This window comes from Providencia rettgeri (assembly GCF_023205015.1).
Classification (GTDB): Bacteria; Pseudomonadota; Gammaproteobacteria; order Enterobacterales; family Enterobacteriaceae; genus Providencia; species Providencia rettgeri_E.
Genome location: NZ_CP096258.1, coordinates 3,090,914 through 3,107,028 on the forward strand (window position 1 = coordinate 3,090,914; position 16,115 = coordinate 3,107,028).

General features: G+C 38.2%; 16 protein-coding genes and 2 pseudogenes. 1 reads left to right on the forward strand and 17 read right to left on the reverse strand.

Annotated features, from left to right (window positions below; translation table 11 throughout):
* Nucleotides 1-349: 349 nt before the first annotated feature.
* On the reverse strand, nucleotides 350-1,012 hold the full coding sequence (gene rpiA / locus M0M83_RS14130; protein WP_004913074.1) for a ribose-5-phosphate isomerase RpiA: 663 nt from the start codon (nucleotides 1,010-1,012) through the stop codon (nucleotides 350-352).
* Between the two features lie 203 nt (nucleotides 1,013-1,215).
* On the opposite strand from rpiA, the gene M0M83_RS14135 reads away from it, so the two are divergent.
* On the forward strand, nucleotides 1,216-2,127 hold the full coding sequence (locus M0M83_RS14135) for a LysR family transcriptional regulator ArgP (protein WP_125894120.1): 912 nt from the start codon (nucleotides 1,216-1,218) through the stop codon (nucleotides 2,125-2,127).
* Here M0M83_RS14135 and M0M83_RS14140 read toward each other — a convergent pair.
* The 16 genes and pseudogenes from M0M83_RS14140 to M0M83_RS14210 form a co-directional block, all read right to left on the reverse strand.
* The gene (locus M0M83_RS14140; RefSeq protein WP_213914566.1) at nucleotides 2,124-2,858 is read right to left on the reverse strand and encodes an oxidative stress defense protein; all 735 of its coding nucleotides are present in this window, start codon (nucleotides 2,856-2,858) and stop codon (nucleotides 2,124-2,126) included. The genes M0M83_RS14135 and M0M83_RS14140 overlap by 4 nt on opposite strands.
* Before the next feature lie 152 nt (nucleotides 2,859-3,010).
* On the reverse strand, nucleotides 3,011-3,646 hold the full coding sequence (gene argO, locus M0M83_RS14145; RefSeq protein WP_213914567.1) for an arginine exporter ArgO: 636 nt from the start codon (nucleotides 3,644-3,646) through the stop codon (nucleotides 3,011-3,013).
* 226 nt (nucleotides 3,647-3,872) lie between these two features.
* Nucleotides 3,873-4,745, reverse strand: coding sequence for a small-conductance mechanosensitive channel MscS (gene mscS / locus M0M83_RS14150; RefSeq protein WP_248466789.1), 873 nt, complete (start codon nucleotides 4,743-4,745; stop codon nucleotides 3,873-3,875).
* Nucleotides 4,746-4,886: 141 nt separating this feature from the next.
* Complete coding sequence (locus M0M83_RS14155; RefSeq protein WP_125894128.1) at nucleotides 4,887-5,252, reverse strand: YacL family protein; 366 nt, start codon at nucleotides 5,250-5,252, stop codon at nucleotides 4,887-4,889.
* 291 nt (nucleotides 5,253-5,543) lie between these two features.
* The gene (gene acnB, locus M0M83_RS14165) at nucleotides 5,544-8,141 is read right to left on the reverse strand and encodes a bifunctional aconitate hydratase 2/2-methylisocitrate dehydratase (RefSeq protein WP_125894132.1); all 2,598 of its coding nucleotides are present in this window, start codon (nucleotides 8,139-8,141) and stop codon (nucleotides 5,544-5,546) included.
* Nucleotides 8,142-8,582: 441 nt separating this feature from the next.
* Nucleotides 8,583-8,936 (reverse strand): VOC family protein, encoded by a 354-nt coding sequence (locus M0M83_RS14170; protein WP_213914569.1) that lies wholly within the window; start codon nucleotides 8,934-8,936, stop codon nucleotides 8,583-8,585.
* A gap of 227 nt (nucleotides 8,937-9,163) precedes the next feature.
* Complete coding sequence (locus M0M83_RS21835; protein WP_166267662.1) at nucleotides 9,164-9,526, reverse strand: hypothetical protein; 363 nt, start codon at nucleotides 9,524-9,526, stop codon at nucleotides 9,164-9,166.
* 7 nt (nucleotides 9,527-9,533) lie between these two features.
* A complete protein-coding gene (locus M0M83_RS14180; protein ID WP_248466790.1) occupies nucleotides 9,534-10,853 on the reverse strand; it encodes a hypothetical protein in 1,320 nt (439 codons plus the stop codon).
* 323 nt (nucleotides 10,854-11,176) lie between these two features.
* A pseudogene (locus M0M83_RS22015) lies at nucleotides 11,177-11,248 on the reverse strand (dihydrolipoamide dehydrogenase); the annotation flags it as partial.
* A gap of 101 nt (nucleotides 11,249-11,349) precedes the next feature.
* Nucleotides 11,350-11,673, reverse strand: coding sequence for a hypothetical protein (locus M0M83_RS14185; RefSeq protein ID WP_125895289.1), 324 nt, complete (start codon nucleotides 11,671-11,673; stop codon nucleotides 11,350-11,352).
* A gap of 16 nt (nucleotides 11,674-11,689) precedes the next feature.
* Nucleotides 11,690-13,027, reverse strand: a complete 1,338-nt coding sequence (locus tag M0M83_RS14190; protein ID WP_248466791.1) for a hypothetical protein — start codon at nucleotides 13,025-13,027, stop codon at nucleotides 11,690-11,692.
* Between the two features lie 323 nt (nucleotides 13,028-13,350).
* A pseudogene (locus M0M83_RS22020) lies at nucleotides 13,351-13,422 on the reverse strand (dihydrolipoamide dehydrogenase); the annotation flags it as partial.
* Between the two features lie 135 nt (nucleotides 13,423-13,557).
* Nucleotides 13,558-13,794 (reverse strand): hypothetical protein, encoded by a 237-nt coding sequence (locus tag M0M83_RS14195; RefSeq protein WP_004265618.1) that lies wholly within the window; start codon nucleotides 13,792-13,794, stop codon nucleotides 13,558-13,560.
* On the reverse strand, nucleotides 13,791-14,204 hold the full coding sequence (locus M0M83_RS21840; RefSeq protein WP_213914497.1) for a hypothetical protein: 414 nt from the start codon (nucleotides 14,202-14,204) through the stop codon (nucleotides 13,791-13,793). Before M0M83_RS21840 ends, M0M83_RS14195 begins: the two co-directional genes overlap by 4 nt.
* A gap of 124 nt (nucleotides 14,205-14,328) precedes the next feature.
* Nucleotides 14,329-14,583 (reverse strand): hypothetical protein, encoded by a 255-nt coding sequence (locus M0M83_RS14205; RefSeq protein ID WP_004265621.1) that lies wholly within the window; start codon nucleotides 14,581-14,583, stop codon nucleotides 14,329-14,331.
* 1 nt (nucleotide 14,584) lies between these two features.
* A complete protein-coding gene (locus M0M83_RS14210) occupies nucleotides 14,585-15,934 on the reverse strand; it encodes a hypothetical protein (RefSeq protein ID WP_248466792.1) in 1,350 nt (449 codons plus the stop codon).
* Nucleotides 15,935-16,115: the final 181 nt, after the last annotated feature.

Consider the following 16,115-nt stretch of genomic DNA (forward strand, 5'->3'; position numbering starts at 1 on the left):
AGCTATGAAGCGTATACCAACATAGCAAAAAATAGCGTAGTAGCAATACAACCGTTTGCTTAATGGATGCTAAAAAGCGCGAAGAAAAAGAAGTTAAATGGTAGAAAATCAGGGGCGATAACACAAAATAAGGATTTTTCCTGCACAATGCCTATTTGTGTGAGATATATCACCAAAATAGCTGGGTATTAAAAAAAATAAAATAAATTTTAAATTGATGATATTTATAAAACTGGTTAATTAATTTAGCTTCTATCTATGCATAAACTAATGTCAAAATATCAGTAAGACAAATAAGCCAGCGAGTATAACGCCGCTGGCTTATTGGAATAATTAAATATGGTATCGATTATAGCTTGATGGTTTTCACACCTTCGTTTGCAGTCCCCATCAAAACAACATCAGCACCGCGATTGGCGAATAACCCAACGGTTACAACCCCCGCAATCCCATTAATCGTATTTTCTAATGCCACAGGGTCAACGATATTTAAATTATGGACATCTAAAATCACATTGCCGTTATCAGTAATCACATTTTGACGGTACTCTGGCGTACCCCCCAATTTGACCAGTTCACGTGCCACATAGCTACGCGCCATTGGGATCACTTCGACGGGTAGTGGAAATTTACCTAACACATCAACTAGCTTAGACTCATCAACAATACAGACAAAGGTTTTTGCAATTGCTGAAACAATTTTTTCACGTGTTAAAGCCGCACCACCGCCTTTGATCATATTCATGTGATGGTCAACTTCATCAGCACCATCAACATAAACATCTAATGAATCCACTTCATTACAATCAAATACTGTAATTCCCAGTGATTTTAGTTTTTGAGTTGATGCTTCTGAGCTTGATACCGCACCTTCTATTTGACCTTTCATTGTCGCTAATGCATCAATGAAGTGTGAAGCCGTTGACCCCGTTCCAACACCAACAATAGTGCCCGGTTTTACATAATCAAGTGCAGCCCAACCTACCGCTTTTTTTAATTCATCCTGAGTCATACTCATGCCTTTTAAGATTTAATTGAGTCGTGATTAAGGTTATTAAACACTAGTATATACCGGACACCCAATAAGTTGCAGCTTTGTTCGCTGTATTTATGTCACGGTTCTTGGGATTTGCACCACAACGATAATATTTTTAAGTGTTGCGTGTAAAAATATGGCATAGTGCTTAATAGAATAACAACAAGGAGATTTTTTTGATGAAGCGCCCTGACTATCGCGCATTACAAGCACTGGATGCCGTTATCCGTGAACGCGGCTTTGAGCGCGCGGCTCAAAAGCTCTGCATCACGCAGTCTGCTGTGTCTCAACGCATAAAGCAGTTAGAAAACCTATTTGGGCAACCTCTGCTGGTACGTACCGTTCCGCCACATCCAACTGAACAAGGGCAAAAACTGCTAGCACTGCTTCATCAAGTCGAACTGTTAGAAGAGCAATGGTTAGGGGATGAAAATAGTGGCTCAACCCCTTTGTTACTGTCACTTGCCGTCAACGCCGACAGCTTGGCAACTTGGTTTCTCCCAGCCCTAAACCCTGTATTAGGCAATAGCCCTATTCGCCTAAATATTCAGGTTGAAGATGAAACACGAACCCAAGAACGCTTAAGACGCGGTGAAGTGGTCGGCGCTATCAGTATTCAGCCCCAAGCCTTACCGGGTTGTTTAGTCGATAAACTTGGCGCCCTAGACTATATTTTTGTGGCCTCACCAGACTTCGCTGCGAAATACTTCCCAGATGGCGTGACTCGCTCTTCGTTACTAAAAGCCCCTGCAGTTGCTTTCGACCATTTAGACGATATGCACCAAGCCTTCGTACAACAAAACTTTGGTTTATCGCCCGGCAGTGTTCCATGTCATATCGTGAACTCCTCTGAGGCCTTTGTACAGTTAGCAAAACAGGGCTCTACCTGCTGTATGATCCCACATTTGCAGATAGCAAGTGAATTAGCGAATGGTGAGTTGGTTGATTTAACCCCAGGGTTATGTCAGAGACGGATGCTTTACTGGCACCGCTTTGCACCTGAAAGCCGCACAATGAAAAAGGTGACTGACGCCCTATTAAAAACGGGGCGCCAGATGTTAAAACAAGAAGATGAGCCCGCAAAAAGCTAGCGTTTTAATTCAAATACCACATCGACTTGGTCATTAAAATCAATACTCTGTTGTTCATAGGTCTCATCAATTTTGAGATCTTCAGCAACAGAGGCTTTCATCGCCCCAGCATAATTCCTTGCCGCCATTGGATATGGCACCGCAGCGGGTGCATTATAGTTAATGCTATACACAGGACCTAACTGGACATTAAAGCCTTTAGCTAAGATATTGGCTTGTTCTGTGGCATTTTTAATCGCTTGAGACCGTGCTTCATCACGGTACTGTTGCGGGTTGGCAACACCAAACTGTACTGAGTTGATTTCATTCAGGCCTGCGGCTAAAGCACCATCTAACAAGACATTAAGTTGGTCTAATTTCTTCACTTTCACTTCAACAGAGCGTGTTGCCGTGTAGCCTTCGATGGTTGATTTTTGCTTCACACTACTGTAATCATATTTAGGCTGAGTTCGCACATTTGCCGCGTTAATATCTTCTTTTTCAATGCCGTTTTTCTTAAGAAACTCAAAATACTCTGCAACTCGCTTATCGACGCCAGCTTTGGCAGCTGCCGCATCTTTTGCAGTGACTGTCACAAGAATGTTCAGCGTCGCCATATCTGGAGTCGCTTTTACTATTGCATTACCCGAAGTTGTAATGTGTGGGCCATTGGGTAACGGGTCAGCCAAAGACATGGTAGGAACCGCAGCACCTGCTACCATCGCAGCTAAAACTAAAGATTTTAATTTCACAGAACCTCCCAAGAAAATTATTTATCGCTAAAAAAGGGATAATTACTGATAAACTATCCCTGAGCTCAATTTAACAGTAACACATGGAACAAAAAGTACAGTCAGAATAATGAGAAATTGAACATTATTGAGTGTCTGTTGAAGATATATTGTTATTGAGAAATCAAACCAAGCCCCTTAAGCCCCTGTATTGCAAGTTGAAATGCGATAAACCACATCACGCCACCGACAAAAATATTAATAATACGCTGTGAACGTGGTTTATTTAGTACAGGAGAAAACCAAGCAGCAAGTATCGCTAATGCAAAGAACCACACAAATGATGCTGTTAATGCGCCAGCCGTAAACCAAGGTCGTAATTGGCTTTCTAATTGGCCTCCCACACTGCCCAATACAACGAAGGTGTCTAAATAAACATGTGGATTCAGCCAAGTGACAGCAAACAGTGTGACAATCACTTTCCACCTTGTGATAGCCCGGCTTTCCGTTTGAAGTATCACCTCATCAGGGCTAAGGGCTGTACGAAACGCACCATAGCCATACCACATAAGAAATACGACACCAGCCCACGTGATCAATTGCATTAATATTTCGGACTGGCTGAGTAGAGCACTACCACCAAACACGCCGGCGACAATTAAAACTGTATCACTTAGAGCGCATAATAATGCACTCATAAAATGAAACTGCTTTCGGCTTCCTTGCTGTAAGACAAATGCGTTCTGTGGTCCTAACGGTAATATCATTGCAGCACCTAATAGCGCACCCTGTAAATAGATCGAAAACATGCATTAATTCCAATTTTTTATTCAATTAATATGCATGAATATTAGCGATAAAAAATTATTAGTGGAAATGATTAAGTCTAATAGGTCATAAGTATCACTTATAGCCAAAAACGCATCAGTAAGAAAAAATATCAGTATAAAAATATAAGAAAGGGAAATGAATAAGAGCCCATCAAAGACAGGCTCTTATTTTCAGTGAAACTGCTAAATGTTACTTAGCCAAGTATTACTCTGCAGGATCTTGCTTGATAGGTGCATTTTGTTTATGAACATGCACATCCATTTGTGGGAATGGGATACCAATATTATGTTTGTCCAGCGCTCGCTTAAACTCTTCTAGCAAATCCCAATATACAGGCCATGCATCACCATTGGTGGTCCAAAAACGCACTAAATAATTTAATGATGATGGAGCCATATCATGTAAACGGATAGTAACGCCTTTCGCATGCTGAATACGGCTATCCGCAGCGACGATATCACCTAATACTTTTTTCACCACATCAATATCAGAATCATAAGCAACACCCACAATAATATCTTGACGGCGATTAGGCTCACGGCTGGTATTAATAATGTTATCAGCAATGATCTTTCCATTAGGAATAACAATAATACGGTCATCTGCCGTTCTTAATGTCGTTGAAAATATTTGTACATTTTGCACTGTACCTTCAACAGCACCAATCGAGACATACTCTCCCGCTTTTAGTGGTCTAAATACCACCAGCAACACACCTGCCGCAAAGTTACCCAGCGAGTTTTGCAATGCTAAACCAACAGCCAAACCTGCCGCACCCATTACCGCGATCACAGAGGCCGTTTGTACCCCAATTTTTCCTAATACCGCAATTAAAGTGAATGCGACGATGGTATAACGTGCTATCGCTGATAAAAAGTCACTGACTGTTGAATCAATGCCTTTCATAGTCATCACGCGATGCAAACCACGTCCGACCCATTTTGCAATCATCATCCCGACAATTAAGATAACGATAGCAGACACGATATTTACAACATACTGAACTAACAGATCTTGGTTTGCCACAAACCAATTCGTTGCTTCATTCAACGCGCCTGTAACATCATCAGTATTCATATATATTGCCCTTTAAAATCCAATTATCAAAATTAATCCCAGCCAATTAATCTTTAACTAAGCGTTTAACGGCTGGCCGTACACTGCAAATAATAGCGGTGATTTATTGAAATACAAAACAAATCACTAAATAAAATTATTTTATCTATTTTCTATAACAAAAAGACGATAATCTTTTAACATTAACAGAAAGTCATCAATGCCGCAAAATGCAACACTTTCATTATCATAATAACTCATTCCCTCTTCCAACCCTTCGGTTTCAAATGATAATTGGTTGGCGCGGATCATCACTTCTTCATCATCAAGCAACAATGTATATTCGTGGCCAATAAGCTCCCATTGTTTTTCACTACCTTTAATTTTTTCGTAGTTTTCTTCAATAGCATCTAACAGACTAAGGTCGTTTTTAACCTCTTCATTAAGCCAATATCCAATAGCCTCATGATCCATCGAGAATTTAGCGGAGATAGCTCCGGTGATATCTTGGAAAAATTGGTAGTCCATATGCAGTCCCTCTACTCTTGCGTTATTGAACCTAGTATAACGCGAGTCAAACCGCTTTGTTGAGAGGTATTACCATCAAAAGAATAAAACTGAATAATGACGTGCAAAAGCATATTGAACGACAAGGTGTAAAAATTATCGAGGGGCCGGTTAATCGGACTGGTGCAATTAGATCTCTTTACTTACGTGATGACGATTTAACTTTAATCGAAATTTCTGAATATATTTAGCGAATACACCCAATTAAAAAAGGCTCCTAAATTAGGAGCCTTCATGACTAATATTACCTGATTACACGGCTGTTTGGAAAATCACGCCATCCGCTTTTTCGGTATATTGTGATAATTGGTCAAAGTTCAGATAACGGTAGGTATCCGCTGCTGTTTCATCGACCTTATCCATAAATTGCAGATATTCTGCCGGCGTTGGTAAACGACCTAATAAGGAAGCGACCGCAGCCAGTTCTGCTGATGCGAGGTAAACATTCGCACCTGTCCCTAAACGGTTCGGGAAGTTACGTGTCGAAGTGGAAACAACCGTTGCACCATCTGCCACACGTGCTTGGTTACCCATACACAGAGAACAACCTGGGACTTCAATACGCGCTCCACTCTTACCAAAGACGCTGTAATAACCTTCTTCGGTTAACTGTGCTGCGTCCATCTTAGTTGGAGGCGCAACCCATAAACGTGTTGGTAATTGGCCTTTGTGGGAATCCAATAACTTACCTGCTGCACGGAAGTGACCAATGTTTGTCATACAAGAACCGATGAAAACTTCATCAATTTTCTCGTTTTGCACATCAGACAATAAACGTGCGTCATCTGGGTCATTTGGGGCACACAGAATTGGCTCTTTGATATCATTGAGGTCAATTTCAATCACTGCTGCGTATTCCGCATCTGCATCACCTTCGAGCAGTTGTGGATCTGCTAACCAGTTTTCCATTCCTTTGATACGGCGTTCGATAGTACGACGGTCGCCATAACCTTCCGCTATCATCCATTTTAATAGAACGATATTCGATTGCAGGTACTCGATGATTGGCGCTTTATCCAATTTGATAGTACAACCTGCCGCTGAACGCTCTGCTGACGCATCCGCTAATTCAAACGCTTGTTCAACTTTCAGCTCAGGCAAACCTTCAATTTCTAAAATACGGCCAGAGAAAATGTTTTTCTTACCTTTTTTCTCTACGGTCAGTAAACCATCTTTGATTGCATACAGTGGAATTGCATGAACAAGGTCACGTAATGTGATACCCGGTTGCATTTCGCCTTTAAAGCGAACCAGTACTGACTCAGGCATATCCAGAGGCATCACCCCTGTTGCTGCAGCAAATGCGACCAAACCAGAACCCGCAGGGAATGAAATACCGATTGGGAAACGCGTATGTGAGTCACCACCAGTACCAACGGTATCCGGCAGTAACATACGGTTTAACCATGAGTGGATAATACCATCTCCTGGACGCAGAGAAACACCGCCACGGTTCATGATGAAATCAGGTAAAGTGTGGTGTGTGGTCACATCAACAGGTTTTGGATACGCTGCTGTATGGCAGAATGACTGCATGACTAAATCTGCAGAGAAACCAAGACAAGCCAAGTCTTTGAGTTCATCACGGGTCATTGGGCCAGTTGTATCTTGTGAACCTACAGAGGTCATTTTTGGCTCACAGTATTCACCAGGGCGAATACCTGGGCGACCGCAAGCACGACCAACCATTTTTTGTGCTAATGAGAAGCCACGGTTGCTTTGTGCAACAGATTTAGCGTGACGGAATACTTCTGTCGCTTCTAAGCCCAGAGATTCGCGTGCTTTATTGGTTAAACCACGGCCGATAATCAGTGGAATACGACCGCCCGCACGGACTTCGTCAATCAGCACATCGGTTTTTAATTCGAATGTTTCAAGCAGCTCACCCGTTTCATGGTTTCGCACTTCACCTTTAAATGGATAGATGTCAATCACATCCCCCATATTCAGTTTAGAAACGTCCACTTCAATTGGTAATGCGCCCGCATCTTCCATTGTATTAAAGAAGATCGGTGCAATTTTGCCGCCCAATACTACCCCACCGCCACGTTTATTTGGCACAAATGGGATATCGTCACCCATAAACCATAGCACGGAGTTAGTCGCTGATTTACGAGAAGAACCAGTACCGACAACGTCACCCACGTAAGCTAATGGGAAACCTTTCTTATTCAGCGCATCAATTTGCTTGATTGGGCCAACATTACCCGCATCGTCTGGTTCAATACCATCGCGTGCGTTTTTCAGCATTGCTAATGCGTGTAATGGGATATCTGGACGTGACCATGCATCAGGAGCAGGTGATAAATCATCGGTGTTAGTTTCACCAGTGACTTTGAACACAGTCACGGTCATTTTTTCAGCTAATGCAGGACGCTCTTTGAACCACTCGGCATCTGCCCATGATTCAATAACTTGTTTCGCGTGAACATTTCCCGCTTTCGCTTTTTCTTCTACATCGTAGAAGTTATCAAACATCAGTAAGGTGTGGGAGAGTGCTTTAGCGGCGATTGGCGCCAGTTTTTCGTCATCCAACGCTTCAATTAGTGCATGGATGTTATATCCGCCCTGCATAGTACCTAACAGTTCAATGGCTTTTTCGGGGGAGATAAGAGAAGAGGAAGTTTCGCCTTTCGCTATCGCGGCTAAAAATCCAGCTTTTACGTACGCTGCTTCGTCAACACCAGGGGGGACGCGGTTGGTCAGCAGGTCTAACAGGAAATCTTCTTCACCTTTGGGTGGGTTTTTGAGTAACTCTACCAGTGCAGCTACTTGTGACGCATCTAATGGCTTAGGGACAATCCCTTGAGCGGCACGCTCGGCTACGTGCTTACGGTATTCTTCTAGCACGACGTTCTCCTCGCTTCATTGTAATTTGTATACCCGGCTGTCTGCACCATACTGACAAAATTATCATCCGGTGCCAGGTCAGAGGAATTTGCTCGCATAATCTCAATGGCGGTAAAATTATGCCCAGCTTCGGGCGATCAGCATAGCAGAATTTAAACGTAATGTTAATTCATTCACAAGAAAGCAACATTTAACTACTAACTTTACGCCTTAACACTTCATTACTGGCTATTTTTCAGCTTAAGATACTATTAATCATCGTAAAACGCCGAAAAAACCATACTTTTTATAATGCATTTTAAAACTTAAAGCACCCTAATTAGTGCCTTTTTTCATCAGCTATCACAAATTATATTTTTTATCGCAATTTTATTTATATTACTAATTGATAAGGTAAATCATTGCGATTGGTTTTAATCCTTTTAACGGTTTTAATGGATTTTACCGCCCTTTTAAACCCATTAAATTGCCAAACGGGTCTTCAAGTTGACACATTCGATTATTACCATCTATTAACATTGGCCCGCGGTACAGTTTTGCCCCTAGCTGAGTGAAATGCTCAAAAGCCAAATCAAAATTATCGACTTGCCAATACAATACCGTTCCTTTTTTACCTTCACTGACTTTTTTATCCGCTTGCACCACTTCTATCGTGAAGTCCCCGACATGTAATAACGTGAAATCAAAATTAGGCAGGTACTCCGCCCTTGCCTGTGGAAACGCTTTCTGGTACCAAGCCAATCCTGCTTGTACATCGGGTACGTGGATTAAAATTGCAGTAGGTTTTAGTTCCATAGCGTTTTCTCATTGATATATATTATTTTGTTTTAGCTTACACTAATGATTAAAAGTGAGTAAATGTCGATAAGGTGTAAACAATGGCCAAACCAGCGATTGCTTACGCCTTGAGCATCATCAAGTCAGATCATTTGACCCTGTAAATATACAGAATTATTTACAGGGTCTTACAGAATCATCTAAGGAAATTATTGTATTGACCTAAACCTATTTAGATAGAAAATTTAAGAACCCACATATTTTCCGGATCCATCCATCCATAAAATCGCTGGCATTTCATAAAAATAGAAGTTCAAGTCATCATCATCCTCTGCTTTAGCATTTTCAGGCCAGTATTGTTCAAGATGATTAACAATTTCTTGACTATTAGCATTCCAATACGGAATGTTTTTGCCTAAAGGATCATCAGGAGAACAGAATCTAATTATTTGCTTCTCTAATAACTCTTTTATCATAGAAAAGAATATCCCCCTATGTTCATAGAAACACTTGTTTGGATTCCAACTCACTATGGAACCAAACAACCCTGATAACCATAGCCCTTTTGCATCACCAATAATCTCATCAAAATGTAGAGTTTTTTCCATTATAGACTCACTTTAAAAATTTTATTTCTGCTGGTGCAGCATCCTTAGCAATACCTCTTGGAATATCAATCGTCCAAGCCTTCCCTGTTTCACTTGCAGAATGAGAAAAATCACGTAGATTGAAGCTCCCATTTGGGGTTTTAACAGTATAAATATTTCCTTTTCCCGGAACAGCCCTTACTTCCGGTAAAACTCTATTACCTGTTAACTCAACAAAATACTGCTTAATTTCTACTTCTGATGCTCCATTAAAAATCTTTGCGTTACCTTTGTTTGGCGTTTCAATTAAAGTCCTATTTCCTATTTGAATGCCAGATCTACTATTATCATATTCAAATAATTCTTTAATTTCATTTTTTCTATTAGAAACTTGAATTGTTTGTTGTTTAAGCCTTTGATCATCGGGCTCAAGTCCATTAGGAGTGCCACTTACGCTACCACCAGAAGTCTCTAAAGCACCTTTTTCTTCTACCCCTAACTCCATTCCAACATTTGGATTTTTTGCTGCTTTATCTAAATCATTTGAGCAACTCAGTCCGAAAGTACAATCAAACGTTTCCGCTAGACCATCACGAACAGCGCCTAATGTATTTTCGATGCCTTTTGCAATGTTGCTATTTGCCGTTTGTGTGGCTTGTGAATTTGAACTAACGCCATGAGGTAATGCAGGAACATTCGGAGAGGGGATAGCAAACATGCTACTTTGGGCTATTTTCAGCTTATTTAATTCATTTACATTAAACTGAATTTTATCCGTAGTACTTTTATGTTGTCTCTTAATTTCGAACAATTGATTTCTAGCATCACGGTCAGCTCGCTTATTAACCGCATCTATATATAGATCTATATTATCAAAAGGAAATCTCGGTATACCCGGTATATTATCGTCAAAATCATCTGCGAGGAGCCTGTCTCTATCTTCAATTGTGCGAAATTTAAAGGTTGCTGAAATCTTTAATTGTGAGGAGTCTGAAGATTGAAAATTCCATTTATATGTACAAGGGTACTTTTGCGGATCAATGATAAATTTCCAGCCAGGCGATTTTTCAATCTCCGCAATATCCTTTCTCAATATAATTAAATCATTTTCAATTAATGTTTGTTTAGATTTTAAATTATCCTTAATTTTAATCGAAGGATTTTTAAAAATGTCGACTTTGTGATTATTAACATCATCATGGATATCAGCTATTTTTATATTATCATAAAGATTTTCATGTAAAATACATTTTAATTTTTCATACCTCCCAGTTAAATCAATATCTTCATGGGCATTATCATAATTATTAAAATAATCATTGAATGCTCTCTTGGATTGTTTCCCCATACAGTTATTGTACCTAGGTGTGTCACATCATTCATAAACTAACTTCCTTATCAGTTATAAAATAGAATAAAAAAATTAGAATTTAATATTTTTATAGTCAACTAACCGTTCTTAATAAGAAATATTCGGTTATTTAAAATTAACTACGTATTACTTATAAAATAATCAATATCGACTTTAATTAACAATTGAATAAGAACACGCGACTGACTGTTTATATTTACAAAAACAAAAAAAGCCAACGTGTTTCCACATTGGCTTCAATTCGCTTTGGTGATAAACAGCATACTAGAGATACTGTTTATCTATGCGATTAAAGAAAATTATTTTTTCTTTTTCGCTTTTGCGTTTGGTAAATCAGTAATGCTACCTTCGTAAATTTCAGCAGCCATACCGAATATTGCCTAAGGTAGCCACTACCCACACACGTTCCAAATCAGGCAGCTAATCATCCCGTTAGCTGAGATCCCAGTACAGAACTGGGATCTTTTAACTTTTAAAAATCAGACCACTCTGCGTAGCTAATGTCATCTTCGGTTAATTCAGTAAAACCATCTTGACTCAACATTTCTTTAAAATAGAGGATAGTATCTTCTAACGCTTTCTCAATGGTACTTCCACGTCCAATGGCGCACTCGGGGCAACCATCAAATTTTCTTTTTATTGCTAAATCCGTCATACCTGTAAAAAAACCCGACTGATCCTCATAAATTTTTATCTTCATTTTGGCATAAGGCAAAATAGGGATCATAGTAACTGTGAATTCAGCAACTGTTTTCTCTATACAGCTCACTTTTGTAATACTTAAATCATGCCACATAGCATATCCCTCTATATTATTGTTTTCCAAAAGATATTATCTTTCCTTCGGACGTTCTATCTAAATATTTCCCGTTTTTATAATAACGAGTCACATTATCAGTCGCACCTCTTACTTTCACTGTTCTAGCACCTTTTAAGTTTTTGACAAATTCTTCAGCTTTGTTTCTGTACTGCTCAATACTACCCGCTCCAACTTCTTTTCCATGTTTTTCATAATGCTTCTGTAATGATTCGTCAGGAGAGTTAAAACTACCCTGATGCCATTTATTTTTAATATTATTTTTGTTTTCAGATAAATAGGCAATATCTTCGACTGTAATCTGATTAGGCAGTGGGGTTATATACGTATTATCTATATGTTCAGGTATTTGATCTCCGCCAGTATCCGTCCGCTCTTGCTCAGGTATCTGGTTGCCACCCGTATCAATTTTTCCTTGTTCGGGTATTTGGTTTCCGCTTGTATCCGTCCGGCCTTGCTCAGGTATTTGGTCGCCACCAGTATGAAATTTCTCAACATTTGAATTATTTGCTGCTTTATCTATATCATTTGAGCAACTCAGTCCGAAAGTACAATCAAACGTTTCCGCTAGACCATCACGAACAGCGCCTAATGTATTTTCGATGCCTTTTGCAATGTTGCTATTTGCCGTTTGTGTGGCTTGTGAATTTGAACTAACGCCATGAGGTAATGCAGGAACATTCGGAAAGGGGATAGCAAACATGCTACTTTGGGCTATTTTCAGCTTATTTAATTCATTTACATTAAACTGAATTTTATCCGTAGTACTTTTATGTTGTCTCTTAATTTCGAGCAATTGATTTCTAGCATCACGGTCAGCTCGCTTATTAACCGCATCTATATATAGATCTATATTATCAAAAGGAAATCTCGGTATACCCGGTATATTATCGTCAAAATCATCTGCGAGGAGCCTGTCTCTATCTTCAATTGTGCGAAATTTAAAGGTTGCTGAAATCTTTAATTGTGAGGAGTCTGAAGATTGAAAATTCCATTTATATGTACAAGGGTACTTTTGCGGATCAATGATAAATTTCCAGCCAGGCGATTTTTCAATCTCCGCAATATCCTTTCTCAATATAATTAAATCATTTTCAATTAATGTTTGTTTAGATTTTAAATTATCCTTAATTTTAATCGAAGGATTTTTAAAAATGTCGACTTTGTGATTATTAACATCATCATGGATATCAGCTATTTTTATATTATCATAAAGATTTTCATGTAAAATACATTTTAATTTTTCATACCTCCCAGTTAAATCAATATCTTCATGGGCATTATCATAATTATTAAAATAATCATTGAATGCTCTCTTGGATTGTTTCCCCATACAGTTATTGTACCTAGGTGTGTCACATCATTCATAAACTAACTTCCTTATCAGTTATAAAATAGAATAAAAAAATTAGAATTTAATATTTTTATAGTCAACTAACCGTTCTTAATAAGAAATATTCGGTTATTTAAAATTAACTACGTATTACTTATAAAATAATCAATATCGACTTTAATTAACAATTGAATAAGAACACGCGACTAACTGTTTATATTTACAAAAACAAAAAAAGCCAACGCGTTTCCACATTGGCTTCAATTCGCTTTGGTGATAAACAGCATACTAGAGATACTGTTTATCTATGCGATTAAAGAAAATTATTTTTTCTTTTTCGCTTTTGCGTTTGGTAAATCAGTAATGCTACCTTCGTAAATCTCAGCAGCCATACCGAATATTACCTAAGGTAGCCACTACCCACACACGTTCCAAACCAGACAGCTAATCATCCCGTTAGCTGACAGCGAGTAAGATCGTTAATTCAGATCCCAGTGTAGAGCAAGGATTTTTACTCATTCAGTAAAAATTCATTGTTTCTTTAATGTATCTCTGGCTTCAATCAATATTGAAATTAGATCATCTAAAGGCATTTTAGCTGTAAAACCGTGGGATAAATCTGAACCAAATAGTTCAATTTCTAAATTATCTACACCTTTATCTTGATTAATTTCTGCAACCCGCTCCCAATTTAATTGAACCTCTAACGTTAGATTCTCATATTCCATTGGACTTGAAAAAAATAGTTCTAATTTATTATCTTTCATTTTATTGCCTTCTTTGGGTCTAGCACAGTATTAAATGAGCCATCTGCATTATAATTATATCTAACGCCTTTTCCACTAGGCAAACGATATTCAAATGCACCACCACCTAAATCGTTTCGAACTACTTTAGGATCTTTAAAGATTTCTCGGATAAAATTTTCGGCAGCAGCATTTTTTTGCGCTGGATTACCATTTAAGGGTTCAAAAACGCCACTGGGTCTAGCTGCATGTTTGTCCCATGCTCTCACAGCTGAGGATAAGCACGATTGTAGTGTACTAAAGAAGCAGTGGTCAAAACCAGAAAGTATACAATGGGTTCCCCCCAACCGAGGTAAACCAAACCCCAGCCCACAACTCATGTTAAGCGGCAAGTGATTGAGTGAGTTTGGGTTTAAGGTGAGTAACCACATACCCTCACTCACCAAGCCGGACAGTTGATCATCCGGTTGGCTGAGAGCGAGTAAAATGATTAAGGTAAGAGACTAAAATTTGTTGGCATAGTGGCTCTTTAAATAGCCACTATGCCATTATTTTTTATAGATCTTTGTACCTATCAGGAAGGTATTTTCTATGTTCCATTGATTTCATTAAATTTTTTAGATCTGTCAAGTAATGTGATAACTCTTGTTTATTTGAACATTCCGTTTTTTCATATATTTGCTCATCAGATAAATGAGTTAAAACGTAATTTAAGCAATCTGTATAAATTACAACTTCCGATTCAGATAAACGAATATCAAATAAAGTTACATCCGCTTCTGGTATGTAATTAATTTTTAGTATATCCATCCTACCACCTCACATAATCAGAAAATTTTTCTTTAAATTCATCTAGTTTTTCATTACTAGGTCTATTCCATCGCCCATCTCTAGTACGTTGAGCCGTATTTCTATCACTATTTTTAAATGACGAGACCACTTCTCCATCAGGCTCAATTAGATGTATTCTTCCGTCATTACCTTTTACAACCCAACGACCATCATCTTGTATTAAGATATCTGAAGGCCTCGATTTTTGAACATCATTAATGACTGAACTGACTGGACGCCCCTCTTTATTTCTGATTCCCGCATGTTCACCTTGTGTAATCTTGTTTAAATAGGCGAGGTTATCTAAAGATAGAGTATCAGGAATAGATGTTCCAGGCAGTTTTTCGATCGGTTCTGGAAGCTGGTTTCCACCCGTATCAATTTTTCCTTGTTCGGGTATTTGGTTTCCGCTTGTATCCGTCCGGCCTTGCTCAGGGATTTGGTCGCCACCAGTATGAGGTTTCCCAACATTTGGATTTTTTGCTGCTTTATCTAAATCATTTGAGCAACTCAGTCCGAAAGTACAATCAAACGTTTCCGCTAGACCATCACGAATATTACCTAATGCCTTTTCGATACCTTTTGCAATACTGCTATCTGCTGTTTGTGTTACTTGTGAATTTGAACCAACACCATGAGGTAATGTAGGAACATTCGGAGACGGAATAGCAAATATACTACTTTGAGTAAAGTTGAGTTTATTCAAATTCTCTGTATTAACATCAATGGCATTAATTAATCTGCTATGTAAATATTTAACAGAAGTAATACTTTCTCTTGCCGACTTATCAAGTATCTCTTCATCTCCATCTCCATATTTATAATTGTCATTCAAACTGTCTAGATAGGTATTCTCATTATACCCAATTAAAAAGCTATCTAGCTCAGCTGAGGTTTTATACTCTTTGCTGATTAATCTGCCAGATATCATTATCTCTTGTACAAAAGGGTATTTCTCTGGATTATTTAAAAATTTCCATTCATTAAATCCTTCAACTTTTTCCAAAAATAATTTTTGTTTCTCGATATGCTCTTTAATTATTTCCTTTTTAGTCTCAATATTTTCTTTTGATGATAAATCAACCTTTCCATTTTTATCTAATAAAGACTCAATATCTATAGGAGTAGCCATATATTCACAATATGACATGTAATCCATAAAATCATTTAGAGCGTGATACCATTCAGGTGAAACTTCATGTCTATAACTTTCAAGATAACTATTATATCCATCATAATATCCATCACCGAAATATAAAGCGGTATTATTCTCAACAGGTAATCGAGTTCCTATTACAGTCATTGAATCCACATGACTCATATTTGTCATAATCTAATTTCCTTATTAGCATTTAAATATCACAATAAGGAAAATAAAATTTAATATTTTTATAGTCAACTAAACAGTATCATTCAAATAATATAAAAATACTGAATTAAATAATCATATCAAAGATACTAAATTTCTTAGTTAGTTATTAAAAACAAGCATTAATGAATTAAATAAAACT